Here is a 25,914-nt window from a genome sequence, read left to right as displayed (position 1 = left end):
CTGCCGCCGACCAGGATCGACTCGATCGCCTCCGGCATGCCGTGCCCGCGGATCTTCTCCGAGCCGTACCGGGCCATCACCCCGATCAGCAGACCGCCGGCCACCGGCATGACCAGCAGCAGCCACCGGTGGGCGGTGTCGCCCGGCACGGCCGGGCCGAAGCCCAGCCGCCCGAGGAAGCTCAGATTGGTGATGAGCGCGATGAGCTTGAGCAGACCGACGGCCACCAGCGCCGCGGCAGCGCCGATGGGCACCGCCAGGGCCGTGATCGCCACGACGCGGGGCGGAACGTGGAAGTCGCCGAGATGAGGGATCCTCACACTCGTGTGCGGCTCGTTCCCCACGGGCTCGCGGTGGGGCGGGTGCTGGGACTCGGCAGGGTGGGGTGAGGGCATGGGCGGACTCCGGTGTCGGCTGGTGAGCGGTGGGCTGCCGGTGTCAGGGCGTGCCGGGCACAGTGGCGTTCATCGGGAGGCACGGCCGGTGCCCCGCCGCGGCAGCGGGTGGGAACGGGCGGCGCTGCCCGTGGCAGGACGAGAGACGGGGGACGGGAGTCGTCACGGCGGGGCGGTGAGGGCGGGGGTCACGCGTCACACGTGTGCGGATGCGCATCGTCGCGCATCCGCACTCCCGAGGCTGCTGTCAGTCGAATTGGGGACGGGCGGATCGCACCCGGCCTGGCCGCAGGATCCGGATCCGGCATCCGCGGCACATCCGGCACCTGTTCGAGGTCAGCGGCGAGGGAACCCGGAAGCCTTTCTCGTAGTAGTCCGCGCGCAGGCGGCCCGCACGATCGAGGATGTGCCGGATCTCGTAGGAGCCCTCCCAGGCATGCCCGCACCGCAGGCACACGAACGAATAGGCTTCATGTATCGGCTCGGCCTTCAACGTCATCACGCCCTTGTCGCCGGAACCGTCGCGCCCGCGCGGCTCCAGCTTCGTCGTACTCATCGTACCATTGCATTCTGCAATGATCGCAAGGGTGGAGGTGTCGGACCGGGTCACTGGATAGCCGGACGAAGAGGTGGAACGGACACGATGAAGCGGCAGGATTCCCGTGGACTCAGCACCCCTGGTGAACCGCGGTCCCCCGCGGAGCTCGACCGGGAGGCCGAGGAGCTCACCTTGGCCGTCATGGCCGCGTCCAGGCTGCTCGTCGCGATCTCAGCCCGCGCCCTGACGTGCACCGACGACTCGCTGACCCTGCCCCAGTTGCGCGCCCTGGTGGTGCTGGACAGCTGTGGACCCGTGAAGCTCGCTGCTCTGGCCGCCACCCTGGGGGTCAACCCCTCCACCGCCCTGCGCATGGTGGAACGCCTCGAGTCCGTCGGTCTCACCGACCGCAGGTCCAACCCCGACAACCGGCGCGAGGTCATCCTGAGCCTCACCCCTGCCGGCCGGGACCTCGTGGAGCGCGTCCTCGCGCACCGGCGCACCGAGATCCGCACCCTCGTCCAGCAGCTGCCTGCCGACGCGCGTGGCGGGCTCGTTCCCGCACTGAGGGCGCTCATCGAGGCGGCGGACGAGATGGCCGTGGACCCCCTTGACGAAGTGCGACGCGTCGGCGGCCTCATCGACGACCCGCTCAACCCGGCACCCCCGGACCCCCCTCAGGGGGGACGTCGTCGGCCGAAGGGGCGCACCGCCTGACCTCGGACCTTCGCTGAGCCGCACAGGCAGAGCAGTCCTCGCACCCTGCAGCGCTCGGGCGGCGTATGGAGGTGGAGGCGGACGGGCCTCGACGGCCGGCACTCTGCCCGCCGCAGCTGCCGCAAACCGCGAGCGTGACGGTGTCCGGTGACCGCTCCGTGCAGCCAGGCGCTGGGCGGGCGTTGTCGGGACGGGCGACCATGCGGGAGCGGGGGTCCCGGGCCGACCCCCGGATCGGGCGGCCACGAGCCCGGCGCCGAACGCTCGTACCCGGCGGCTTGCTGGGCGTCCAGCCGGCCGTCTCGGGACGCCCAGGCGCTTCCTTCGGTCTCGTCCGGCCGACCGGGGTGTGGCTCGCGGGACCAGGAGGGCGTGGCCTGGTGGAAGCGGAGCCCGGCGGCCCGGAGCTGCGCAACGCGCCGGTCCGAACGGAGCGCCCTCGAAGCACTCGTCGCGACGGGGCGGGTACGTCGGCACGAGCGGGAGCGGGCGGTGTCGTACTCCCTCGTGGAGCGTGTGACGGGACTGATCTCCCCGTCACAGACGGTCCGCGTCGACGACGGCCTGGGCGAAGGCCGTCGGTGCCTCCTGCGGCAGGTTGTGGCCGATGCCGGTCAGCGTCCGGTGCTCGTACCTGCCGGTGAACTTGTCGCGGTGCATGGAACCGTTGCCGGGCGGGGTGAAGGGGTCCTGCTCGGGGTCGAGGGTGATGGTCGGCACCGCGATGGGCGGTGCCGTGGCCAGCTTCTCCTCGTGGCGGTCGTAGCGGGGTTCGCCCTCGGCCACGCTGAGCCGCCAGCGGTAGTTGTGGATGACGACCGCGGCGTAGTCGGGGTTGTCGAAGGCGGCCGCGGTGCGCGCGAAGGTGGCGTCGTCGAAGTTCCAGGTGGGGGAGACGAGGTCCCAGACGAGCCGGGTCAACCGGAGACGGTGGTCGTGGTCCTCCATGGCCTTCTTGCCGCGCTCGGTGGCGAAGTAGAACTGGTACCACCACGTGTGCTCCGCGGCCGCCGCGAGCGGTTCGAGCTGGGCCTTGCGGTCGGTGATGAGGTAACCGCTCACCGAGACCAGGGCCTTGACGCGCTTGGGCCACAGCGCCGCGAGGATGTCGCCGGTCCGTGAGCCCCAGTCGAAGCCGGCGATCACCGCCTTGTGGATCTTGAGGGCGTCCATCAGCGCGATGATGTCCAGGGCGATCGCCGACTGCTGCCCGTTGCGGAAGGTGCGGGACGACAGGAACCGAGTGGTGCCGTGACCGCGCAGGTAGGGCACGATCACGCGGTAGCCCTCGGCCGCCAGCAGCGGAGCGACGTCGACATAGCTGTGGATGTCGTACGGCCAGCCGTGCAGGCAGATGACCACCGGGCCGTGAGCGGGGCCCAGTTCGGCGTAACCGACGTCCAGCAGACCGGCCTTGACCTGTTTCAGCGAGGGGAACGAGGTGGGGGCGCCCGCAGTCGTCGCGAGGGCCGGCGCGGCGCTCGAAGCACCTTGCAGGCCGGCCAGTGAGGCAGCGGCAGCTCCCGTGCTCAGGCCCATGGCTGTGTTGAAGGTACGCCTGTTGATCATCTGAAGCCTCCGTGTATGGGGTCAAGTGCCGTACAGCGACCGCGAGTTCGACGGCAGGGCGACTCTGGCACAGGGCGCGTCACCCGTCAAAGCGGTTACGTAGTGAGATGGGTAACCGATGAGAGGGGTGACGAGTCTTGTGGTCCCTGGCGTCACCTGTCAGAGTGGTTACGCAATCGAGGGCATCGACCGATGGAGAAATGGAGTTCGGCCATGAACAAGGAACTGATGACGGATCCGGCTGCGTCGGCGCGGCACGCGCGCTACGGCTTGCTCCCCGAGCGCATCCGCTTCGAGGACATGACCGAAGAGGTGGAGGCCGGCCACGGCGGTGGGAGGGCCGCCTCGTACAACCCCGAGGGCTCCTGGAAGTACTACTCGTGCCTCGCCCTGGACTTGGGGCTGTAGCAGTCCGTTCTTGAGGACAGGAATCCCAATGAGACGACTTCTGACCCTTCGGGCGTCTGCGTGTTTCCGCACAGCCGACGGTGTTCGTCAGGTGAAGTGTGCTTCACTAGATGGCGCAGAGTCGCGCACGGACCGGATACCGCTGAGTGGCGGTGCCTGAGGAGCCATCATGAGCAGTGCTGAGTTTCCAGAGGCCGACACCACCGCGGGCGCGGTGCGCGGCCGTCGTGAGGAGGGCCTGGCCGTCTTCCGTGGCATCCCGTATGCGGCCCCGCCCGTGGGCGGGGCCCGCTTCGCGGCGCCGCGGCGGGCGGAGCGCTGGGACGGGGTCCGGGAGGCGTTCGCGTTCGGTCCGCCGCCCCCGCAGGAGCCGCTCGGACCCGACGCCGAGCCCGTCGGCACGCTCCCGGTCGGTGACGACTGGCTGACGGTCAACGTCTGGACTCCTGAAGCGGACCCGGCGGCGGGACGCCCGGTGATGGTGTGGATCTACGGCGGCGCCTACAAGTTCGGCTCCGCCGACGACCCCGCCTACGACGCCGGTCGGCTCTCCCGCGACGGCGGGCTGGTCGTGGTGACCTTCAACTACCGCGTGGGTATGGAGGGTTTCGCACGGATCGAGGGCGCCCCGGCGAACCGCGGGCTCCTCGACCAGGTGGCTGCCCTGGAGTGGGTGCGGGAGAACATCACTTCCTTCGGCGGCGACCCGGACCAGGTCACCGTCTTCGGCGAATCGGCCGGCGCCGGATCCATCGCCTCGCTGATGGCCATGCCGCGCGCCCGGGGCCTGTTCCGGCGGGCCATCGCGCAGAGCGTGCCGGGCACATTCTTCTCGGACGAGCTGGCCGCGGACATCGCCGACGCCCTCGCGGGCGAGCTGGGGCTGCGCCCGACGGTGGCCGACCTGTCCGGTGTGGACCCGCGCAAACTGACCGGCGCGGGGGCCGCGTTGAGCGCCCGGATGCGCGAGTACCTCCACCGGTGGGGCCCGGTCGCCCTCACCCCGACCCCGTATTCGCCGGTCGTCGACGGCGAGATCCTCCCCACCACGCCGTGGGAGGCACTCGCGGGCGGATCCGCACGGGACATCGAGCTGATCGCCGGCCACAACCGGGACGAGTACCGGCTCTTCCTCCTGCTCGGCGGACTGCTCGGCCAGGTGGACGACAACCTCGCATCGATGGGCCTGGCGCTGTTCGGCCCCACACCGGACGCCGGGCAGGCCTACCGGGCCGCTTTCCCGGAGGCCTCCGCGGAGTCCCTGTTCGAACTCGTCCAGTCGGACTGGCTGTTCCGCATGCCCACTCTGCACCTCGCCCGGGCGCAGGTGGCGGGCGGCGGCCGGGCGCACCTGTACGAACTCACCTGGTCCGCCCCGGCGAACGGCGGCGCCCTCGGCGCCTGCCACGGCCTCGACGTACCCCTGACCTTCGGTGTGTACGGCGGCTTGGGCGCCATGCTGGTCGGCCCCACGCCCACACCCGAGACCGAGGTACTCTCCGCCCGCTTCCGCCTGGCCTGGACCACCTTCGCCACCACCGGCGACCCTGGCTGGCCCGCCTACGACAACGAACGTCGTCTCGTCCAACTCCTCGACGTCGAACCCACGGTGGCTGCCTACCCCGAGGAAGCCTCCCGTCGGCTCTGGGAGCGGCACACGTTCGCTCCCCTGGACCTGGCCACGCCGTAACGACGCCTTGAACTGACCGGGCGCGCCCGGACGAGTAACCTCAACCGCCGTGCTGCAGGACGGAGTTCATGCACACTTGCTGATGCGTCCGAGTTTGGTGTCATCAGCGGGATCAGCGGCCGGAGGTTGTCCAGTGGCCATGGAAGACCCGAGCGATCCCTCATGGGCACAAATCCATGAGGGCATCGAGGCCGTGATCGGCCGCTGGGACGACGCACTGGCACGTATCCCCGACGAGACGGCGGCACAGCGCACCGTCCGCGACTATCTCGTCGACTACGTGTTTGTGCAGGGCGGTGGTTCCCCCCAGGAGCGCGCAGAGTTCCTGTTCCTGGTCATGCAGCGGTTGGCGCAACTGGAGCGGGCCGGTGACGGCCTTGCCGTCCTGGAGTGGATCGCGGATTTGTACGCCGGTCATGGCGATCCAGATGTGGCCGTACCCGCGCTCATGGCCCTGACCGACGCGGCCGTGGCACTGGCAGCGCTCGACAAGGACCTGGGCCACGCCGTCGCGGTCCTGAACCGGGCGGCGGATCAGGTTGCCCCACAGGCTCACGTGACGATTCAGCGAGCAGCATCCCGAGCGCTCGCCCATGGAGCCCTCCTCATGGGCACGGCCCGGGGTGCCGACGGGGACCGGGCTGTCAGGCGGCAGGCCGAGCCGTGGCACACGGTCCTCGACCGCTGGTCGGGGAGCGGGGACGTGATTCTGCGCTGGCGGCTCGCACAGGCGCACTTCCATGTCGGTCTGACCCACCTGCTGCTGGGAGAGGACGCGTCGGCCGACGACCGGTTCGCCAGTGCGGCAGCACAGTGGAACGGCCTCGCCGTCGACCCCGACGTGACCGGCGAAATCGACACGGAGTACTTCGCCCGGGGCCAGTACGCCCGCCGCATCCTTCGCGCCGTAGAACTTCCGGGCCACGCGGCGAACCTCACCGCAGAGCTGCTGATGAGGCCGACCGCAAACCGGTGGGAGAGGGGGCGCGAGCGCCAGCAGGCGAAGGAACTCGTCCGGGCCGCGCAGCACCGGCACCGAAGGTCGGTCGGCGAAGTGAAGACCTGGTGCTGCTGCGGGCAGCCCTTTGCGCTGCTCCTGCGCAACTTCGGCCTGTTGGAGTGGACGGTCCGTCAGCCGGGGGCGGACTACGCGGGCAGACAGGGCTTCCACCAGGCTCAGACGTTCACGTACCAGCGTCGTGGCGATCACGTGGTGCGAGAGCTGGGACGTGAGGTGCCCATCGTGCAGGTGGCCACCTCGGACTCGGCAGGCCTCGAACTCGACTCCTGGCGATTCCACGGTGAGCCCCTGGCCCAGGCCCAGCTGTACCTGTCGAACGACAGCTGGTTCGAGACGGTGACTCACCTGATCACCCTCGCGGAAACCGTCATCATCTGGGCCGAAGGCATGACACCGGCACTCGCGCAGGAGATGGCTGCCGTACGCGCCGCAGGCCGCACCCAGGACGCGGTCGTCCTCATCGAGAAGCTGGACGACGACCCAGCCCAACGGGCCCAGATCGCCTTCGCCCTGGCGCAACAGATCGTCGGGGAGGACAGCGACGACCACGATGCGGTCCGGTCACTGGCGAACGATCTGATGCCCCAGGTCAGAACGTCACGCGAGCAACTCACCCCTGAGTCCCCGGCACTCGACGGGTTCCCGCATGTGGTGGACCTCCGCCAGGCCCCCCGATCGGCCGGCGCGCAGCACCCCGCCGTCCTGGCAAGGCGGCGGCATCACCAGGAGCTCGGTGAGCTTCCTTGGGACGAACGGATGGCGCGTCTGTCGAGCCGACTCGGCACCTGACCGCGGCTGCGGAGCCTACGGCAGGTGCCCCAGTTGCCGGTCGACGGAGTCCTGAGCGGCAGGGGACAGCAGCGATCCGGCGCGTTTGAGGAAGCCGTACAGCCCGGGGCCGTGCTGATCGGCCAGTTCGGCGTTGTGCGCCAGCACGTCGAGTTCGTTGGCGGCCGTGATCTCGAGGAACGCCTTCAGGTCGTCGGGGGAGGGCTGGTGCTCACGGCCGGTGAAGCGGTCCCGGAAGGTGACCGTCGTGCTGCCGTCGATGCGTGGGTAGACGGTGGTGCGGTCGCAGCTGGCGTAGAGGTACACCAACGCCTCCGCCGACTCGCCGATCAGGGCGACGAGCGTGGCCCGTTCGGTGAGCGGCAGCAGCGTCGTGGCGAAGCCGTCGGTTCCGTAGGTCGCGTGGCACAGTCCCGCGGTCTGGAGGTCGGGGCCGGCTCCCCATGCGGCCAGCAGCCGCTGAACTCGCAGCAGGTGCTCGAGGAGCGTGCCGCCCGGATGAGGTATCTGGTCGGCTCCGTGGCCGCGCAGGAATTCCTCGATCGAGGGGTGCTGCCGGGCCGGTGGCATCGTCGGACGTCCTCTCAGGTGGGGTGATCTCGCTGACGAAGACCAGCCTATTGCGCGGTGTTCACCAGCTGATTCCGGCCGCCACCGGCAGATGGTCGCTGCCGGTGGCCGGCAGCACCCACGAGCTGTCCGGCTGCACGCCGCGGACCAGGATCTGGTCGATCCGCGCCACCGGGAACTTGGCCGGCCAGCTGAAGCCGAAGCCGTCCCCGGCCACCTCCTGCGCGGAGCGCAGCCGCGAGGTGAGACCGGCGAACGCGCGGTCGTCCGTGGTGCCGTTGAGATCGCCGAGCAGCACCACCCGCTTGCTCTTCTCGGCGGCGACGGCCTTGCCGAGCAACTGCGCGTTCCTGTCCCGCGAGCCCGTCGCGAAGCCCGCCCTGGGATTCACCCGTGCGGATCCCAGGTGGGCCACATACACTGCCAGCGGACCGTGATGCGTGGCCACCGTGGTGCGCAGCCCCCGGTTGTAGGCCAGTTTCACGGCGGCCGGCTTGGTGGCCGCCAGCGGCCCGTAGTCCATCCCGATGTCGACCGGCCGGCTGTCCGAGAGGGGCAGCTTGCTCCACAGCCCGACCGTGCCCAGCACCTTGTGGTACGGGTACGCCTTCGCCAGCCCCTTCTCGTAGACGCCCCGCGCCTGCGGGGTGATCTCCTCCAGTGCCAGCACGTTCGCGCCGGAGGCGACCAGGTCGCGGGCGGTGCCGGCCGGGTCGGGATTTTCGGCGCTGACGTTGTGGCTGGCCACGGTGAGGTCGCTGCCCGCATGGGACTTGTCGCTGAGCGTCCCGCCGAAGAGATGCAGCCACACCGTCACCGGCAGCAGCAGCGCCGCCACCGCGGAGGCGGAGCGGCGCCAGAGCGCCCCGGCCAGCAGCACCGGGACGAACACGCCGAACCACGGCAGGAAGGTCTCCACCAGGCTGCCGAGGTTCCCGACCCGGTTCGGGATCTCGGCGTGCAGCAGCATGAGCAGGCTGAGGAGCAGCGCCGACGCCGCGAGGACCGGTCCGCGCTTCCAGGGCTCGGGCCGGGCGCCACGACGGATCGCCCGCCGGACGGACGCGCTCCAGGCACCGGGGTCGGTGTCCCGGCGGCCTCCCTGTCCGGTCTCCGCCGGGTCCACCTGCGTCATCGTCTGTCCTCGTTCACTGCCGGTCACTGCTGCATCCTCGGGTCTTCGGTGGGGTCGGCATACATGGGCGGGCAGCCACGAGCGATCGCACTGGTGCGCAGCTCGTAGTGCCAGGTTTCGTTCCTGTAGATCTGGCACAGCCCGTAGTCGACGCCGTGCCGGGACAGCCACTCCGTCGCATCGGAACGCCCGAGGTCCACCGCGTCCCCCGACACATGCGGAGAGGTCGCCGCGGTGGCCACCCATCGGGCGGCCTCGTTCGCGGATCCGTACTTGGCGACCGCCTGGCGAAGCAGCTGATTCTGGTACGCCTTCGAACGCCAGCCGCTGTTGACGTAGAAGGTCACTCCGTCGTGCGCGGCAGCCGACGCCGCCCGGCGCAGTGCCTTGAGCAGATCCGGATTGAGCCTGGCCACGGCCGGAATCGTGTCGTTGAAGACCGTCACACCGTTCGGGACGATCCCGTCCGCCTCGCCCAGCGCACCGCTGTGCTCACCACCATGAGCATCCGAAGGTAATGCGCCCGACGGAGGCGAAAGCGACGACGAGGACGAGGACTTCGGCACCTGGTGGCCGAGGACCGCGGTGATCACCGCTATGACCACGATCAGGCCGACGACAAGCAGCCCGCGCATCCGGTGGTTCGTTGTGGGTGCCGGTGGTGGGGTTCGAGTCATACGACCAGTCAAGGCAGCACGGTGTTGCCGGCACGTATGTGGTTTTCGATATGCCGACGATATGCGCCGGCTCGGAGCGTAAATGACGTGCGTGTGTGGGGCGTTGAGGACGAACCTTGTCCGACGGAAGCCATCGGGCGGGCGCAGCGGGCCTCCCGGTCCACTGTCGTACGAGAGGTTCCTGTGCCGTTCTCTTCCTCCGCCGTGTCCGGTTCGGGTCGACGTGCTGGGTCAAGCCTGTGGCGGCACAGCGACTTCCGCCGGCTCTGGGTGGGCCAGACGGTCTCCCAACTGGGCGAGCAGGCAAGCCTGGTGGTTCTGCCGCTCCTGGCCGTCCTGACGCTCAACGTCGGCCCGGGCCAGTTGGGCGCCCTGCGCGCGGCGGGGCAGGCGCCGATCCTGCTGCTGTCGCTGTTCGTCGGCGCGTGGGTGGACAGATGGCGGACCCGTACGGTGATGGTGCTGACGGACGCCGGTCGGGCCCTGGCACTGGGCGCCACCGCCGTGGCCGGCCTCCTCGGATGGCTCGGCTTGCCGGAGCTGCTCGTGGTCGCCGTTGCCGTCGGGGCGCTGTCGGTGTTCTTCGACATGGCCTACCAGGCGTCTTTGGTACGGCTGGTGGAACGCGACCAGTTGGTACGGGGCAACAGCGCGCTCGAGGGCAGCCGGTCCGCCGCGCAGATCGGCGGTCCAGCCCTCGGCGGTGCGTTGGTGTCCTTGCTGTCGGCGCCCATCGCCGTCGCCTCCAGCGCAGGGTTCTTCGCCCTGTCGTTCCTGTCGATCCGGAGAATGGGGAACCGCGAATCGGTCCCGGAACGCCCGGAGGGTCCACCGCGGCTCTGGCGGCGCATCCAGGAGGGCCTGCGCTTCGTCGCCGGTAATGCCTTGCTGCGGACCGTGTGCCTCGCGTCAGCCGCCTTCCAGTTCTTCTTCGCGGCGGCGATGACCGTCTATCTGCTGTTCCTGCCACGGGATCTGCACCTGTCGGGCACCGAGATCGGGCTCGCCCTCGCGGCGACGGGGCCGGGCGCGCTCCTGGGCTCGCTGCTGGCCGCCCGTCTACCGGGCCGCTTCGGATACGGCCCGGTGCTCGTGTCAGCGGCAGCGCTCGGCGACGGCGTGTTCCTGTTCGTGCCCGCACTGCACGGTGCCCCCGCGGTGACGGTTCCCGCCCTCGTCGCGCTGAACTTCGTCTTCGGGACCTTCAGCCAGCTGGTGAACGTCACGATCATGGCTGTACGGCAGAGCGCCACTCCGGACCGGATGCAGGGCCGCGCGGCCGCGACGGTCAACTTCGTCGGCATGGGGACGACCCCGCTCGGCTCCCTGCTCGGCGGCCTTCTCGCGGAAGCGTGGGGCACGCACACCAGCCTCCTGGCGACCGCCGCAGGCATGCTGCTGTCACCGGCACTGATGGCCCTCTCCCCGCTCGCCCGCCTGGGACCGCAAGGTGCTCAGGTCGTCCATGACGCTTGAGGACGACGTGGAGGGCGGAGGGCACACCCCTCTCCGCCCTTCCGCTCGGCGGTCCGAGGCCCGCACGTCAGGCCCGACCGGTCGGCTGCGGACTACGCGTGCCCGAACCAACTGCCGCCCCACACCGCGCGGGTTCCGGCAGGGCAGGTCAGACGGAAGTCCCACCGGCCGGAGTAGGAACGCCGGAACTCATGGCGGCCGTCGGTGCAGTCCACGTACACCGGGTACGTGTGGCTGTCGCAGGTCAGGTAGACGTTCCGGTTGCCGTCTGTGCGCCCGTTGAAGCAAGCCACGCCGAGCTCGCTCTCCTCCGGGGACGAGGCCCGCTGCACGAAGTCGAGCAGCGAGTGCTCCAGCGGGGCGCTCTCCTCGATGGTTCGCCCGTCGACGTTGGTGGCCTGGGCTTGCGCATCGCCGGACGTGCCCGCCGCGCCGGCCGGTACGGACGCGGCCGCCAGCGCAGTGACGGCGATCGCCACAGTGGCTGCAACGTTCCTCATGGACGTCAAGTTCTCCTCCACAGAAGGGACAACTGTCTACAGATGCAACGGAAGGTAGCGAATTACTCCCGGCACCTCCAGCCAGACATCCACCGGAACGCCACTGGTTGACTGAGCATGTGTCCGAAGAACTGTTATCCGAGTGTCACCCACCGGTCTCCCAGGTATCGGGCAGGATCGTTCGGCGTCGACGACGGGACAGTTTTCATGGGTACACAGCGCACGGTGGAGCCGGCGGCACTGGTCGCCGCCGCCCGAGGGGGCGACCCGGAAGCTCAGGACGCCCTGGTCAGTGCGTACCTCCCGCTGGTCTACAACATCGTGGGCCGCGCGCTGAACGGCTCGGTCGACGTCGACGACGTGGTGCAGGAGACCATGCTGCGCGCCCTGGACGGACTGGGCGGTCTGCGCACCCCCGAGAGCTTCCGTTCCTGGCTCGTGGCGATCGCGATGAACGAGATCCGCAAGCACTGGCAGAACCGGCAGGTCACCCCGGGCACCGTGGAGGAGGCCGAGGAACTCGCCGATCCGGGCGCCGACTTCGTGGACCTCACCCTCGTACAGCTTCAGCTCTCCGGTCAGCGCCAGGAGACCGCGCGCGCCACTCGCTGGCTGGAGCCGGACGACCGGGGACTGCTGTCGCTGTGGTGGCTGGAGTGCGCCGGCGAGCTGACCCGCGCCGAGGTGGCTGCCGCCCTGGAGTTGTCGCCGCAGCACACTGCCGTACGGGTACAGCGGATGAAGGCGCAGCTGGAGGCGGCCCGCGTGGTGGTGCGGGCGCTCGACGCGCAGCCGCCGTGCCTGGAGCTGCGCGGCATGCTGGGCACCTGGGACGGGCGGCCCTCGGCGCTGTGGCGCAAACGAATAGCCCGGCACGCCCGTGGCTGCGGGCGGTGCTCCGGCCTGTGGAGCGGGCTGATGCCCGTGGAGGGGCTGCTTGCCGGGCTGGCACTGGTCGCCGCGGCGCCCTCGCTGCTGACGGGCCTGCGCGCCGCAAGCGGAGGCATGGCCGAGGCCGGGATGGCGTTGCCCGGCACGGGACGTCGGCCCTCCGCCGGCCGTACCGGATCGGGCCCGGAAGCCGGACACCGTGCCCTGCGCGGGCGGGCGGGATCCCGGAGCGAGGTGCGCCGACGCCGGCGCAACCGGCGCAGGGCCGTCGGCGGTGCGGTCGTCGCGGCCTGTGTGGCAGGCGGCGGGCTCTGGTACTTCGGCACGGGCCCCGGGACCGGCGGCGAAGGGGCGATCGCCGAGCACACCGCGGGCGCCCCGGTCGCGGACCTTTCGGAATCCAGTGCCGTCGAGACGCCTCCGTCGGCCTCCACGTCTGCGTCTGCCTCCGCGTCACCCACGAAGAAGGCAAGCGCGTCCAAGAGCCCGCGCCCCGCGAAGAAGGACGCCCCGGCTCCCCGCCCCTCCGCTCAGCCCTCGCGGACGGCGACCGGCACACCCGAAGCGGCGTCGACGCCTTCCGGCACCGTCGCGCAGGTGGTCGCCCTGGTGGACAAGGAACGGGCGGCCAACGGCTGCGGTGCCCTCACCGAGGACCCCCGACTGGAGAAGGCCGCGCAAGGCCACTCCGACGACATGGCCGCCCGCAACTTCTTCGACCACACCAACCCCGACGGCCTCGACCCCGGGCAGCGCATCACCGCCGCGGGCTACAAGTGGTCCACGTACGGGGAGAACATCGCCCAGGGGCAGCAGACGCCGCAGGCGGTGATGGAGTCCTGGATGAACAGCCCCGGTCACCGCGCCAACATCCTCAACTGCTCGTTCAAGGACATCGGCGTGGGCGTCCACAACGGGCCGGGCGGGCCGTGGTGGACGCAGGACTTCGGCGCCAAGCTCTGACGCTGCAGAGGCAGTTGCCCGGCCGGGGTTCAGCGTACCGGGAAGCCGAAGGAGCGCCCCTGCTGCTTCAGCCAGGGCAGGACTTCGCGCAGGGCGGCCACCGTCTGGGAGCGGTCTCCGCCGGCGTCGTGGAAGAGGATCGTCGGGCCGTTGGACAGCTCGTTCTTGACGGTGGCGATGATGGCGGCGGTGCCGGGGCGTTCGAAGTCCTTGGAGTCCACGTTCCAGCCCAGCGGCCGCATCCCCTGCGCGGCGGCGAGTTGCCTGCTGTACGGGGTGAAGGCACCACCCGGGGCCCGGTAGTACAGCGGCCTTACGCCCCCCGAGGCCTTGGTGATCATGTCGGCGGCGCCCAGGATCTCCTTGGACTGGTAGGAGTTGGGCTTCTTGTCCATGGTGGTGTCGTGCGACACGGTGTGGTCGCACAGCCGGTGCCCGGCCGCCACCACCGCCTTGACCAGGTCCGGGTGCGCCTGGGCCTGAGTGCCGACCATGCAGAACGTGGCCTTCACGCCGTTGTCCTTGAGCACCTGCAGGACCTGCGGTGTCCAGACCGGGTCCGGCCCGTCGTCGATGGTGACGTTGACGCCCTGGGCGCCCTGGTCCGAGGCGTGGACGATGCTCACCGCCACCGGGGTCGTTCGGCCGGCGCCGGCCGCCGCTGAGGAGGGATGGGCCGAGGCGCCCGAGTGCCGGCCGCTGGAGGGGCCGGCCTGCGCGGTCCATACCGAGGTGGCCGCCGCCACCGCCGTCACCCCGACCGCCGCCGCGAATACCCGGCCGTACCATCCCCGCCCGCCATGCCGCGCCATTTCTGCCCCGCCCTTGTCATCCTGGTGTTGCTTGTGCATCTGTCAGGACGGTGAAAGGTTGCTCCGGGATCCGTCTGTTACTGATCACGGACAATTCCGCGGAAGTTCCGAGACGCACGACCGGCGCACAGGGGCGGAGCAGGGACGATGCCGGCGCCGGGGAGCCGGTTCTGCGACCCTCGGGCGCTCTTGGCTCGACCGATGTCGCGCGCGACCGTCTCATTCCTGCACGGCTCGGCGCGGGCGCGAAATCCACGGTGTCGTACGGGCTTTGGACCGCCTCGGCGCGAACCACGTGCGCGTGGAGGCCGTCCGCGAACGCCGTGCTGGTGTCGCCGCCCGCCACCGTGGTCCGCATCTCGGACGCGAGTTCACCCGGCGCCCCGTCAACGAGCCGGGTGTCTACCGGATTTCCTCCGCATACCTCGCCACAGTCGACAGCGCAGAGCGTCTCCTCAGGCCGCCGGCCGAATCAGCCCGGACTCGTAGGCGAAGGCCACCGCCTGGACGCGGGCGCGGGCGCCGATCTTGGCGAGGATGTGGCTGACGTGGGATTTGACGGTGGTGGGGGCGATGGACAGCCGTACGGCGATCTCGGTGTTGGACCAGCCGGAGGCGACGGCCGTCAGGACGTCGCGTTCGCGTTCGGTGAGGGTGTTCAGCCCGGCCTCCCGCCCCGCGGGTCGGACGGAGGGCTGCTCGCGGACCGCGTCGATGAGCGCACGGGTCAGGGCGGGGGTGATCGCCGCGTCTCCGGCGGCCACCACGCGGATGGCCGCGGTCAGTTCGTCCGGGGCGGCGTCCGTCAGGAGGAAGCCGGCGGCCCCGGCGCGCAGGGCGGCGTAGGCGTGCCTCTCGTGCGGGGCCGACGTCAGAACCAGGACGCGGGGAGGGGGCCCGCCCGTCGTTGCGGTCTCGGAGGCCGGGAGGAACCGCGGGAGGTGCGCGGGACGTGCGATGCGCCGGATGGCTTCGATGTCGTCGGTACCGGCGAGGTGGCTGTCCATCAGGACGACGTCCGGACGGAGCGCGGAGCACAGGCCGACCGCCTCGGCTGTGCTCGCGGCTTCGCCGACCACGGTCAGGTCGGGCTCCGCCGCCAGGAGCATGCGCAGACCGACGCGTTGCAGGGACTGGTCGTTGACGATGAGTACGGAGACCATGTCTGTCCTTCCCGCCTCTAAACGAAACGGTTTCGTTCACTCGGAGGCCAGAATAGCCCCCTCCGTTAGCGAAACGGCATCGTTCTCATTATGGTCTGGGTCACATCTCACGACCGTCTTGGACGGACGTCGCTTCCCGGTGAACGGTCAGGGTTCGCGGTGCTCGTGTGCCGCTTGTTCCAGCGCCTCCGCCTCCGCCTCGGCCAGTCGCTGCTCGGCCTCCACGTCGATCGAACGGGTCAGCAGCCAGTAGAGCGCCGCGGCCACCGGCAGCCCGATGAACAGCGAGATGTCGGCTCCGTCGAGTGCGTGTGCGACGGGGCCGGTGTAGAGGGTGCCGACGGAGAAGAAGGGGATCATGACGGCGAAGCCCACCAGGTAGGCGATGATGCCGTGCCAGCCCCAACGGCCGTAGATTCCACGGGGGTTGAAGATCTCGGCGATGGCGTAGTGGCCGCGGCGCACCACGTAGTAGTCCATCAGGTTGACCGCGGTCCACGGGATGAACAGATAGAGCACTAGCAGCAGGAAGTTGTTGAAGTTCTCAAGGAAGTTGGAGGTCGCGGCCAGCGCTCCCACCAGGGAGAGCGCGGCGGTCAGCCCGATGGTCACCAGCCGCACGCCGAGCGTCGGGCGCACCCGCTTGACCGAGTCGATGGCGCTGATGAGGGTCAGTGAGCCGCCGTACATGTTCAGCGCGGTGACGGAGACGAGTCCCAGCACGGCGAAGAGCAGCACGATCGCGCCGAACCCGCTGAAGACCTTGTCGCCGGCCGCGTTGATCGACTTGATCGTCTCGAAGTCCTTGCCCGCCCACGCGGCGAGCAGCGCCCCGAGGACCATCAGCCAGATGCCGCCGAGCGCCGAACCGAAGTAGGTCCAGTAGAAGGTCTTGCGGACCGTCACGCCCGGCGGGAGGTAGCGCGAGTAGTCGGAGACATAGATGGCCCAGCTGATCTGGTAGCCGGCGACCACGCCGAACTGCGCGAGGAACGGTGTGGCCTTGAAGGCGCCGAGGTCGAAGGAGCCCGCCGGGTAGTGCAGCGTGACCAGCACACCCACGGTGAAGATCCCGAAGACGACCAGGAAGGAGTACGTCAGGAACTGCTCGGCCTTGTGGATGACGTCGTAGCCGACCAGTGCGATCACCAGGGCGACCGCGGTGACCACGACCACCCACAGCTTGACGCCGCCGTGCACCGTGGTGTGCATCGCCTCACCGGCGAGGATGGTGTTGAAGACGTTGAAGCCCGCGTACTGCACATAGGCGAACAGCCACACCAGCAGGGCGCCCACATAGCCGAACTGGGGCCGCGACTGGATCATCTGCGGGAGGCCCAGCTGCGGGCCCTGGGCCGAGTGGAAGGCCATGAAGAAGGTGCCGAGGACGGTGCCCGCCACGATCGCGATCAGCGACCAGATGAGATTGCCGCCCTCGGTGATGCTGATCAGGCCCACCGCGAGGGTCGCGATCTGCGCGTTCGACATGAACCACAGCGGGCCCAGGTGCCACAGCTTGCCGTGGCGCTCGTCCAGCGGGACGTAGTCGATGGAGCGGATCTCCAGGCCCGACACCCGCGGTTCCGACGTAGTGGTCACGGCACCCTCCAGCGTGATGACCCGCCCCTGTGGCCGGATTCATTCCCCGGAGGCGTCCGGTCAAGCGGTCATTGCCGACCCTTGACCGGACGGTTCACCGAGGTCAGGCCGCCGGGCTGGGGAAGGTCGGGTACTCCACCCCGGAGACGTGCTGGACGACACGGATGACCTGGCAGGAGTAGCCGAACTCGTTGTCGTACCAGAGGTAGAGGATGGCGTTGTCGCCGTCCACCTTGGTGGCACCCGCATCGATGATCGAGGCGTGGCGCGAGCCGATGAAGTCGCTGGAGACCGCGTCGGGAGCGGTCGTGAAGTCGATCTGGCGCCTCAGCGGCGAGGTCAGCGACACGTTGCGCAGGTGGTCCAGGACCTCTTCGCGGTCGGTCTCGCGGCCGAGCCGCAGGCTGAGGATCGCGATCGAGACGTCCGGCACCGGGACGCGGATCGAGCTGCCGGTGATGGGCGCCTTGAGGTCCGGCAGCGCCTTCGCGACGGCGGACGCGGCACCGGTCTCGGTGATGACCATGTTCAGCGGCGCGGAACGGCCGCGGCGGTCGGCCTTGTGGTAGTTGTCCAGCAGGTTCTGGTCGTTGGTGAACGAGTGGACGGTCTCCACATGGCCGCGCAGCACGCCGTACTCGTCCGCCATCGCCTTGAGCGGCGGCACGATCGCGTTGGTGGTGCAGGAGGCGCAGGACAGGATCTGCTCATCCGGCTTGATGGTGTCGTGGTTGACGCCGTGCACGATGTTCGGGACGTCGCCCTTGCCCGGGGCGGTCAGCACGACCTTGTCGATGCCCGGGCGCAGGTGCTGCGAAAGTCCCTCGCGGTCACGCCACTTGCCGGTGTTGTCGATCAGGATGGCGTTGTTGATGCCGTACGCGGTGTAGTCGACCTCGGAGGGGTCGTTCGCGTAGATCACCTTGATGGCGTTGCCGTTGGCGAAGATCGTGCCGCTCGCCTCGTCCACCGTGATCGTGCCCTGGAACTGGCCGTGGATGGAGTCCCGGCGCAGCAGCGAGGCCCGCTTGACGATGTCCTGCTCACCACCGCCGCGCACGACGATCGCGCGCAGTCTGAGGCCGTTGCCGGAGCCCGCCTTCTCGATCAGCAGGCGGGCCACCAGACGGCCGATGCGCCCGAAGCCGTACAGGACGACGTCACGGCCCTCGCCGCGCTCGATCTTGTTGGCGCCGGTGGCGCCCGCCACGGCCTCCGCGGTGAACGCGTCCACCGACAGACCACGGTCGTCGGCCTTGTACGTCGCCGCGAGCATGCCGATGTCGATCTGCGAGGGGCCGAGGTCGAGCGCGGTGAGCGCCTTCAGGAACGGCAGGGTCTCGGTGACCGAGAGCTCCTCGCCGGCGATCTGCCGGGCGAACCGGTGCGTCTTGAGGATGCTGACCACCGACTTGTTCACCAAGGAGCGGCTGTGCAGCAGGACCGTCACGTCCCGCTCGCGGTGCAGCTTCCCGATGATCGGGATCATCGACTCCGCGATCTCCTCGCGGGTCTTCCAGTTGGTGAACGAGTCGTCGTTGACAGTCACAGATCCATCTTTCGAGCTAGGCGGCGCTCATATGTTAATCCCTGTTTGATCGATCGTTTGAGCGGGGTTCGTCACACCGTTCCTCACCCACGCGGACCCGGAATCGAGACGATCCGGCCGCCCGTCCGTACCTGACGGGCATGGGGCACGCCCGCCCCGCAACCGCCACCGGACCGACCGAGGGACGTACACCATGAACGCAACCGCAGCCATCGGCGTGACCGGCCTGGGCGTGATGGGCCGCAACCTGGCGCGGAACTTCGCCCGCAACGGCTACACCGTCGCCGTCCACAACCGCACGGCGGGCCGCACCCGCGCGCTGATGGAGGTGTACGGCGACGAAGGCACGTTCGTGCCCGCCGAAACACCCGCGGACTTCGTGGCCGCCCTCGAACGCCCCCGCCGACTGATGATCATGGTGCAGGCGGGGGAGGCCACCGACGCCGTCATCGCCGAGTTCGCCCCGCTCCTCGAACCCGGCGACATGATCATCGACGGGGGCAACGCCCACTTCGCCGACACCCGCCGCCGCGAGGCCGCCCTGCGCGGACGCGGCATCCACTTCGTCGGCACCGGCGTCTCCGGCGGCGAGGAGGGCGCCCTCGAAGGCCCCTCGATCATGGTCGGCGGCTCGGCGGAGGCGTATGACGTCCTCGGGCCCATGTTCGAGACCATCAGCGCCAAGGTCGGCGGCGAACCGTGCGCCGCTCATATCGGCAGTGACGGCGCCGGGCATTTCGTCAAGATGGTCCACAACGGCATCGAGTACGCCGACATGCAGCTCATCGCGGAGGCCTACGACCTGCTGCGCCAGGTCGCGGGCTACACCCCGGCCGAGATCGCCGAGGTCTTCAGCCACTGGAACAAGGGCCGGCTCGGCTCCTACCTGATCGAGATCACCGCCGAGGTGCTGGCTCACACCGACCCCGTCACCGGCGTCCCGTTCGTCGATGTCGTCGCGGACGCCGCGGGCCAGAAGGGCACCGGCCGCTGGACCGTGCAGACCGCGCTCGACCTGGGCTCGCCGGTCACCGCCATCGCCCAGGCCACCTTCGCCCGCGCCGCCTCCGGCCAGCGCGACCTGCGCGCCGCCTACTCGGGCCTGCCCGGCGGCACCCGCTCCCCGCTCAGCCGCACCGAAGCCGAACGCTTCACCTCACAGGTCGAGCACGCCCTGTACGCGTCCAAGGTCATCGCCTACGACCAGGGCTGGAAGATGATCCAGGACGCGGCCGCCCAGTACGGCTGGAAGATCGACCTCGGCACCGTCGCCCGGATCTGGCGCGGCGGCTGCATCATCCGCGCCTCCTTCCTCGACCGCATCCGCGCCGCCTACGCCTTCGACCGGGACCTGGTCAGCCTGCTCGGCGAGATGGAGTTCGCCATGGAGATCACCGACGCGCAGGTCCCCTGGCGGGAGATCATCGCCTCGGCGGCCCGCCGCGGCATCCCCGTCCCCGCCTTCTCCGCCGCCCTCGCCCACTACGACACCCTGCGCGCCGACCGTCTGCCCGCCGCCCTGCTGCAGGGCCAGCGCGACTACTTCGGCGCCCACACCTACCGCCGCACCGACTGCCCCGGCACCTTCCACACCCACTGGACCGCACCGGTACGCTCCAAGACGACGGCCTGACCAGGAAGGCCCGCACCGGGGCCCTGAACTCTTCCTGGGGGCCCCGGTGCGCGAACGGGTACGTCCTGTGCAGCCTTGACGCCCCGACCTGCGCCGACAAGGCTTCGGGCAACACCCGCCCGGACAGGTAGGACGACGATGGCAGACTCCCCGGACACTCCCGACAACAGAGCCGCGGGCCGGCAGCTCCAGGTGGAGACGCACGGTCTCGACGTCATCGCCGACGCCGAGCGCAAGGGCACCCCGCGGACGCTGTTCTGGCCCTGGTTCGGCGCCAACGTCTCCATCCTGGGGCTGAGTTACGGCGCCTTCGCGCTCGGCTTCCGGATCTCCTTCTGGCAGGCGCTGACCGCGGGTGTCATCGGCATCGTCTTCTCCTTCCTGCTCTGCGGGTTCATCGCGGTGGCCGGCAAACGCGGGTCGGCGCCCACGATGGTCCTCAGCCGCGCCGCGTACGGGGTGCGCGGCAACCGCCTGCCCTCGGTGATCTCCTGGGTGCTCACCGTCGGCTGGGAGACCGTGCTGTGCGCGCTCGCCACCATGGCCACCGCGACGGTGTTCGGACGGCTCGGCTGGGGCGGCGGCACCGGGACCCAGGTCGTCGCGCTGGTCGTGGTCGGTGCCCTCACCGTCATCGGCGGTGTGACGGGCTTCGACCTGATCATGCGGCTGCAAACCGTGATCACCGTGGTGACGGGCGTCCTGACCGTCGTCTACATCGTGCTGGTCGCCGACCACATCCACTGGAGCACCGTCAGCGCGCTCCCGGCGGGCTCCGCCCAGGAGTTCATCGGCGCGCTGGTGTTCATGATGACCGGCTTCGGCCTGGGCTGGGTCAACGCCGCCGCAGACTACTCCCGCTATCTGCCCCGCAGTTCCTCCAACCGGGGCGTGATCGGCTGGACCACCTTCGGCGCATCCGTGGCCCCGCTGCTCCTGCTGGTCTTCGGACTGCTGCTGGCAGGCTCCTCCACGAAACTCGACACGGCCGTCGCCGCCGACCCGATCGGCGCCCTCACCACCATCCTGCCCACCTGGTTCCTGGTCCCGTTCGCCGTGGTCGCGGTGCTCGGCCTGGTCGGCGGCGCGGTCCTCGACATCTACTCCTCGGGCCTGGCCCTGCTGTCGGCAGGCATCAGGATCCCCCGCTATCTGGCCGCCTTCGTGGACGGCGTCCTGATGATCGCCGGCTCGATCTACATCGTCTTCTTCGCCGGCGACTTCCTCGGCCAGTTCATGGGCTTCCTGACCACCCTCGGCGTCCCCATCGCCGCCTGGTGCGGCATCATGCTCGCCGATCTCGCCCTGCGCCGCCGCGACTACGACGAGGCAGACCTCTACCGTCCCGCCGGCCGCTACGGCGACGTACCGCCCGCCCCGCTGCTCCTCACCCTTGCCGCCACCGCCCTCGGCTGGGGCCTTGTCACCAACTCCGCCGCCGGCTGGCTCAGTTGGCAGGGCTACCTCCTCGAACCGTTCGGCCTCGGCGGGAAGTCCGGCTCCTGGGCGTACGCCAACCTCGGTGTCCTCGCCGCCCTCGCACTCGCCTTCCTCGCCACCCTGGCCCTGGGCCGCGCCCGCGTCCGCGCCCAGGAGACCGAGGCGCCGAGCCCCGCCACGGGGGAGCAGGTGCCGATCGCATGACCCCCTCCGCCACCGGACTGCTCGCCGTCATCGACATGCAGCGTGTCTTCGCCGACCCCGACAGCCCCTGGGCCACCCCCCGCTTCAGCGAAGCCGCGGCAGGAGTACGACGTCTGCTGCCGGCCTACGGCGACCGGGTAGCCTTCACCCGCTTCCTGGCGCCCGCCGAGCCGGACGGCGCGTGGCAGGCCTACTACGAGCAGTGGCCCTTCGCCCTCCAACCGCCGGACGCCCGGCTCTGGGAGCTCGCCGACGAGTTCGCCCACCGGGCACGGCATGTCGTCGACGCCACGACCTTCGGCAAGTGGACACCGCAACTCGCCCGGCACCTCGGTCCAGAGAAACGCCTGGTCCTGGCCGGAGTCAGCACCGACTGCTGCGTGGTGTCCACCGCGCTCGCCGCCGCCGACGCCGGTGTGGAGGTGCTGGTCGCCGCCGACGCCTGCGCGGGTGCCGACGACGACTCGCACGCCAAGGCGCTGCAGATCATGGACCTGTACCGCCCGCTGATCCGCGTGACCACCGTCGCCGAACTGCTCGGGGACGCTGGATGAGCCAATCCCCGCTCAAGCAGCGCCGTCTGGCCCTCCTCGGCGGCGGCTTCAGCCTCGACGACGACGGCCTGCTGGACGACTGGCTGCTGGGCCATGCGCGCACCACCCGACCCCGTGTGTGCTTCGTGCCCACCGCCAGCGGGGACGCCGCCGCGTACATCGAACGGTTCTACGACGTGTTCCGGTCACGCCACGCAGGTGAGCCGACCGTACTGCCGCTCTTCCGGCGGGAGTTGGACGACGAAGCACTGCGGGCGTTCCTGTTGGCGCAGGACGTCGTGTACGTGGGCGGCGGCAACACCGCGAACATGCTGGCGGTGTGGCGCACACACGGCGTGGACCGGCTGCTGCGCGAGGCCTACGACCGGGGCACCCTGCTGTGCGGCATCAGCGCCGGCGCCAACTGCTGGGCCGAGGGATCGCACACCGACTCCTTCGGCCCCCTCACCTACCTGCCGGACGGCCTCGGCCTGTTGCCCGGCTCGGTCTGCCCGCACTACGACAGCGAGCCGGGCCGCCGTCCCTCGTACCGTGCGGCGGTCGCGGACGGCTCGCTGCCTGCCGGCTGGGCGCTGGACGACGGGGTGGGCGCACTGTTCCTGGACGGGCAGCTGACGGAGACGGTGACGCGGGTGCCGGGTGCCCAGGTCCACCGGGTGGAGCCGGACGGGCGGGGCGGCGCCGAGGAGCGGGCGCTGCCGTGCCGTCCGCTCAGCTGAGTCCCGGACGACGTTGGCCTTATCCGGTCGGTACCCGCAGGGCACTTGCCGTGTTCAATCACCTCTGTCGCGTGACGTGACCCACGGCCCCACCCGCCAGGAGGCACCGTGCTCGCCGCTCCCGAACCCGACCTCACCGAAGACGACATCATCGAGCGCGCCGTAGCGCTCAGGCCCGTTCTGCTCGAACGTCAGCCGGAGACCGAGCGGTTGACGCACTACCCCAAGAACACCCACGACGACTTCCTCCAGGCCGGCTTCTACCGGATGCTCCAGCCGCGGCGTTACGGCGGCTACGAGTTCGGCCTGCCGGTCTTCTACCGCGTGGTCACCGAGATCGCACGCGGCTGCCCCTCCACCGGGTGGGCGCTCTCACTGACCGCGGCCCATGTGCTCCAGGTCGCCACCCTCTTCGACGAACAGGCACAGGACGAGATCTTCGGCGAAGACGGAGACTTCCGGGCCGCCTCCACCGTCGTCCCCGTCGGGGTCGCACAGCCCGACGGCGACGGCCATGTCGTCCTGGACGGCACCTGGCCGTACTCCTCCGGCGCCCCCTACTCCACGCACTACGTCGGCCAGACCCTGCGCGCCCCGGCCGCACCGGGCGAGGCACCGGGACCGCCCGTGCTGTTCGTCGCGCCGCGCTCGGTGTGGACGGTGGTAGACGACTGGCACGGCGTCCTCGGCCTGCGCGGCAGCGGCTCCAACAGCATCCACATGGAGCAGGCCCGCATCCCGGCCTACCTCACCCGCGAGGCCTTCCTGCTCGACCTGCCGGTCGAGGGCGGCAGCGTCGGCTCGGAACTGCACGGCAACCCGATGTACGCCGGGCGGGCGCCGAGCTTCTTTCACGGCGAGCTGGCCGCCATCATGATCGGCACCGCGTACGCGGCCGCCGACGAGTACGCCCGGGTCGTCGCCGCCCGGCCCCTCACCCTGGAACCCGACCGCACCCGTGCGGACCTGCACGACTATCAGCGCCACCTCGGCGAGGCGCTCGGCATCATCGACATGGCCGAGGCGGCGCTGCGGCAGACCGCACAGGACTGGATGGAGACCTGCCGGCGCAACGTCACCGGCGAGGCCCCCTTCACCGTCGTCGAGGACAACCGGCTCGCGCTGATGTTCCTGAACGCCGGGCGCGCGGCCTGGGACGTGCTGCAGGGCATCCTCTTCCGCACGGCCGGCTCCCGGCACGCCCGCGACGGCGAGCGGATGCAGCGCTACTTCCGGGACGCGGCCACGTACTGGACGCATGTGGGAGCGAGCATGGCGGAGCCGCTGACCCGCCGGGTCGGCTGCGACCGCCTCGGGCTGCCCTCGCAGGACATACCGCTGATTCCCTGAGGCAACCACACTGGTGAATTCCCGGGGAACGGATGAATGGGCTGGTTGGGACCGGGTACGCGAGCAGGACCGTGCCGGGGGCCGATCTTGTCCCGGGCGGGCCGTACGACCGCCGCTACCAGGGGATCTGCCATGGAGATACCTGCCAACGACCACACCACCACACCTGCCCGGCAGGCGCTGGACGCGCTGGCCGTGAACACCGAGGACACGGCGGCGCTGGACACGCTCGCCGGCAGTGAGGTGCTCGTTCCCGTGCCCGACGACGCAAGCCAGGAGGACGCAGTCGATCCCAGCGCGGTGGCGCTGCCGGTGCTGGAGCAGCCGGGCGGCGACCCGGTGGTGCCCGTGTTCACCTCGGAGGGGGAGATGGCCGGGCTGCTGCCGTTCGTCTCCCGCTACCGGCTGGTGCCGCTCGGTGCGCTGGCCTCGCAGTGGCCCGCCGACGATCTGTCGCTCACCATCGACGCCGGATCCGAGCACCCGCTGACGCTCACCTCCGAGGGCGTACGCACGCTGCTGGTCCGGCCCTGACGGCCGGCGAGTGAGACGGGGGAAGGCGCCGGGCCCGGGAGATGAACGGCGCCGTCCCCGCTCATGCCCGGGCGCCCGCGGTCACCGTGCCAGACGATACGACTGCCACGGTCGCCGCGCCGCTCCCGGACGCGCGGCGACCGCCCGCAGAACACAGCGGATTGTGGCATTTCATGGAGAGCTTCATGGAGCACCTCTTCCGGGACGAACCCATCCTTGGGCGGCTGCTGCAACGCATGGGCGCCGGGCCGGCGCCGGCGGCGGACCCCAATAGCCCGGCAGGCCGTTCCAGGCCGGGCGCCATCGAGGGCGGGACTGCTGCGTCAGGAGTCAGACGCAGGCGGCCGAAGTAACGTGATCGCATGGAACAGCGCATCACACTGATCACGCTGGGAGTGTCCGATCTCGCCCGCGCCAAGCGCTTCTACGAGGTGCTGGGCTGGCGGGGCCAGGAGGTCCAGGAGACCGTCTTCTTCCAGGCGGGAGGTCTGGGGCTGGTCCTGTGGAGCCGCGAGAAACTCGCCCGGGACTGCGGCCTGGAGCCCGGAGCCGCCGGGGGCTTCGGCGGAATCGCCCTCGCGCACAACGTCCGCTCGGAGGCGGAGGTCGACGCACTGATCGCCGCCGTCGAGCGGGCCGGCGGAACCATCACCAAGCCCGCGGCCACCAACGCCATCGGCTTCTACTCCGGCGCCTTCGTCGACCCGGACGGCCACGCCTGGGAGATCGCCCACAACCCCGGTTTCCCGCTGGCCGAGGACGGCTCGCTCACGCTTCCCGATTTCGGCGCCGCATAGGGCCTGGCGAGCTGTCCGTTGACGTGTCCCGGCTCTCGTGCGCGGCGGGCCCCGCAGAGGTGCCCGTCGCCGTCCTGGAGCACGAGGGCGAGCGCCGGCCCGTCTCCTGCCGCGGCCTGACCGACTGGCCACTGAACCTGCACCCTCGCTCGTCTGCCGGGCGACCGCGCAGGGTCTGCCAGGAGCCGCCGCAGCCGAGGACGGCGAGGCTCCGCGGCCGC

23 protein-coding genes and 1 pseudogene are annotated in these 25,914 nt (G+C 70.3%); 13 read left to right on the top strand and 11 right to left on the bottom strand.

Going from position 1 to position 25,914, the window contains the following annotated elements:
• Both ACWCRD_RS19310 and ACWCRD_RS19305 read right to left on the bottom strand, forming a co-directional pair.
• Positions 1 to 395 (bottom strand): annotated as a pseudogene (locus tag ACWCRD_RS19310) (chloride channel protein); the annotation flags it as partial.
• Positions 396 to 642: 247 nt separating this feature from the next.
• Positions 643 to 951 (bottom strand): hypothetical protein, encoded by a 309-nt coding sequence (locus tag ACWCRD_RS19305; protein ID WP_450967005.1) that lies wholly within the window; start codon positions 949 to 951, stop codon positions 643 to 645.
• Between the two features lie 87 nt (positions 952 to 1,038).
• Here ACWCRD_RS19305 and ACWCRD_RS19300 point away from each other — a divergent pair, with 87 nt between their 5' ends.
• Complete coding sequence (locus ACWCRD_RS19300; RefSeq protein ID WP_450967004.1) at positions 1,039 to 1,650, top strand: MarR family winged helix-turn-helix transcriptional regulator; 612 nt, start codon at positions 1,039 to 1,041, stop codon at positions 1,648 to 1,650.
• A gap of 537 nt (positions 1,651 to 2,187) precedes the next feature.
• On the opposite strand, the gene ACWCRD_RS19295 is transcribed toward ACWCRD_RS19300, so the two are convergent.
• Positions 2,188 to 3,219, bottom strand: a complete 1,032-nt coding sequence (locus ACWCRD_RS19295; RefSeq protein WP_450967003.1) for an alpha/beta fold hydrolase — start codon at positions 3,217 to 3,219, stop codon at positions 2,188 to 2,190.
• 213 nt (positions 3,220 to 3,432) lie between these two features.
• Here ACWCRD_RS19295 and ACWCRD_RS19290 point away from each other — a divergent pair, with 213 nt between their 5' ends.
• From ACWCRD_RS19290 to ACWCRD_RS19280, 3 genes are all read left to right on the top strand, one after another.
• Positions 3,433 to 3,627, top strand: a complete 195-nt coding sequence (locus ACWCRD_RS19290; protein WP_450967002.1) for a hypothetical protein — start codon at positions 3,433 to 3,435, stop codon at positions 3,625 to 3,627.
• A gap of 169 nt (positions 3,628 to 3,796) precedes the next feature.
• Entirely contained in the window at positions 3,797 to 5,317 is a 1,521-nt protein-coding gene (locus tag ACWCRD_RS19285; RefSeq protein WP_450967001.1) for a carboxylesterase/lipase family protein, read from the top strand.
• A gap of 139 nt (positions 5,318 to 5,456) precedes the next feature.
• The gene (locus ACWCRD_RS19280) at positions 5,457 to 7,127 is read left to right on the top strand and encodes a hypothetical protein (RefSeq protein ID WP_450967000.1); all 1,671 of its coding nucleotides are present in this window, start codon (positions 5,457 to 5,459) and stop codon (positions 7,125 to 7,127) included.
• Positions 7,128 to 7,142: 15 nt separating this feature from the next.
• Here ACWCRD_RS19280 and ACWCRD_RS19275 read toward each other — a convergent pair whose 3' ends face one another.
• From ACWCRD_RS19275 to ACWCRD_RS19265, 3 genes are all read right to left on the bottom strand, one after another.
• Complete coding sequence (locus tag ACWCRD_RS19275; RefSeq protein ID WP_450966999.1) at positions 7,143 to 7,697, bottom strand: DUF6817 domain-containing protein; 555 nt, start codon at positions 7,695 to 7,697, stop codon at positions 7,143 to 7,145.
• A gap of 61 nt (positions 7,698 to 7,758) precedes the next feature.
• Entirely contained in the window at positions 7,759 to 8,832 is a 1,074-nt protein-coding gene (locus tag ACWCRD_RS19270; protein ID WP_450966998.1) for an endonuclease/exonuclease/phosphatase family protein, read from the bottom strand.
• Between the two features lie 23 nt (positions 8,833 to 8,855).
• Positions 8,856 to 9,467, bottom strand: coding sequence for a M15 family metallopeptidase (locus ACWCRD_RS19265; RefSeq protein ID WP_450966997.1), 612 nt, complete (start codon positions 9,465 to 9,467; stop codon positions 8,856 to 8,858).
• Between the two features lie 225 nt (positions 9,468 to 9,692).
• On the opposite strand from ACWCRD_RS19265, the gene ACWCRD_RS19260 reads away from it, so the two are divergent.
• Positions 9,693 to 10,985, top strand: coding sequence for an MFS transporter (locus ACWCRD_RS19260; protein WP_450966996.1), 1,293 nt, complete (start codon positions 9,693 to 9,695; stop codon positions 10,983 to 10,985).
• A gap of 92 nt (positions 10,986 to 11,077) precedes the next feature.
• On the opposite strand, the gene ACWCRD_RS19255 is transcribed toward ACWCRD_RS19260, so the two are convergent.
• On the bottom strand, positions 11,078 to 11,485 hold the full coding sequence (locus ACWCRD_RS19255; protein ID WP_450966995.1) for a hypothetical protein: 408 nt from the start codon (positions 11,483 to 11,485) through the stop codon (positions 11,078 to 11,080).
• 207 nt (positions 11,486 to 11,692) lie between these two features.
• On the opposite strand from ACWCRD_RS19255, the gene ACWCRD_RS19250 reads away from it, so the two are divergent.
• A complete protein-coding gene (locus tag ACWCRD_RS19250) occupies positions 11,693 to 13,339 on the top strand; it encodes a sigma-70 family RNA polymerase sigma factor (RefSeq protein WP_450966994.1) in 1,647 nt (548 codons plus the stop codon).
• 29 nt (positions 13,340 to 13,368) lie between these two features.
• Here the strand turns inward: ACWCRD_RS19250 and ACWCRD_RS19245 are convergent, their stop codons facing one another.
• The 4 genes from ACWCRD_RS19245 to ACWCRD_RS19230 form a co-directional block, all read right to left on the bottom strand.
• A complete protein-coding gene (locus tag ACWCRD_RS19245) occupies positions 13,369 to 14,151 on the bottom strand; it encodes a polysaccharide deacetylase family protein (protein WP_450967029.1) in 783 nt (260 codons plus the stop codon).
• A 455-nt stretch (positions 14,152 to 14,606) separates the two neighbouring features.
• On the bottom strand, positions 14,607 to 15,314 hold the full coding sequence (locus ACWCRD_RS19240) for a LuxR C-terminal-related transcriptional regulator (RefSeq protein WP_450966993.1): 708 nt from the start codon (positions 15,312 to 15,314) through the stop codon (positions 14,607 to 14,609).
• Between the two features lie 147 nt (positions 15,315 to 15,461).
• Entirely contained in the window at positions 15,462 to 16,913 is a 1,452-nt protein-coding gene (locus ACWCRD_RS19235) for a purine-cytosine permease family protein (protein ID WP_450966992.1), read from the bottom strand.
• A gap of 103 nt (positions 16,914 to 17,016) precedes the next feature.
• The gene (locus ACWCRD_RS19230; RefSeq protein WP_450966991.1) at positions 17,017 to 18,462 is read right to left on the bottom strand and encodes a glyceraldehyde-3-phosphate dehydrogenase; all 1,446 of its coding nucleotides are present in this window, start codon (positions 18,460 to 18,462) and stop codon (positions 17,017 to 17,019) included.
• 193 nt (positions 18,463 to 18,655) lie between these two features.
• Between ACWCRD_RS19230 and gndA the strand changes: the two genes are divergently transcribed.
• The 7 genes from gndA (at position 18,656) to ACWCRD_RS19195 (ending at position 25,693) form a co-directional block, all read left to right on the top strand.
• Positions 18,656 to 20,095: an NADP-dependent phosphogluconate dehydrogenase gene (gene gndA / locus ACWCRD_RS19225; protein WP_450966990.1), complete on the top strand. Its 1,440-nt coding sequence runs from the start codon at positions 18,656 to 18,658 to the stop codon at positions 20,093 to 20,095.
• Positions 20,096 to 20,233: 138 nt separating this feature from the next.
• On the top strand, positions 20,234 to 21,739 hold the full coding sequence (locus ACWCRD_RS19220; protein WP_450966989.1) for a purine-cytosine permease family protein: 1,506 nt from the start codon (positions 20,234 to 20,236) through the stop codon (positions 21,737 to 21,739).
• Positions 21,736 to 22,293 carry a cysteine hydrolase family protein gene (locus ACWCRD_RS19215; RefSeq protein WP_450966988.1) on the top strand — a complete coding sequence of 186 codons (558 nt, stop codon included), beginning with the start codon at positions 21,736 to 21,738 and terminating at the stop codon, positions 22,291 to 22,293. Before ACWCRD_RS19220 ends, ACWCRD_RS19215 begins: the two co-directional genes overlap by 4 nt.
• Positions 22,290 to 23,012 carry a Type 1 glutamine amidotransferase-like domain-containing protein gene (locus ACWCRD_RS19210; protein ID WP_450966987.1) on the top strand — a complete coding sequence of 241 codons (723 nt, stop codon included), beginning with the start codon at positions 22,290 to 22,292 and terminating at the stop codon, positions 23,010 to 23,012. The genes ACWCRD_RS19215 and ACWCRD_RS19210 overlap by 4 nt, the downstream gene beginning before the upstream one ends.
• 108 nt (positions 23,013 to 23,120) lie before the next feature.
• On the top strand, positions 23,121 to 24,362 hold the full coding sequence (locus tag ACWCRD_RS19205; RefSeq protein WP_450966986.1) for an acyl-CoA dehydrogenase family protein: 1,242 nt from the start codon (positions 23,121 to 23,123) through the stop codon (positions 24,360 to 24,362).
• Between the two features lie 132 nt (positions 24,363 to 24,494).
• Positions 24,495 to 24,896 (top strand): SseB family protein, encoded by a 402-nt coding sequence (locus ACWCRD_RS19200; RefSeq protein ID WP_030926690.1) that lies wholly within the window; start codon positions 24,495 to 24,497, stop codon positions 24,894 to 24,896.
• A gap of 362 nt (positions 24,897 to 25,258) precedes the next feature.
• Positions 25,259 to 25,693 (top strand): VOC family protein, encoded by a 435-nt coding sequence (locus ACWCRD_RS19195; protein WP_450966985.1) that lies wholly within the window; start codon positions 25,259 to 25,261, stop codon positions 25,691 to 25,693.
• Positions 25,694 to 25,914: the final 221 nt, after the last annotated feature.

The organism is Streptomyces sp. NPDC002092 (genome assembly GCF_053593775.1).
The sequence above is the reverse complement of the archived record's forward strand: the minus strand, read 5'-3'. Positions and strand labels throughout refer to the sequence as shown.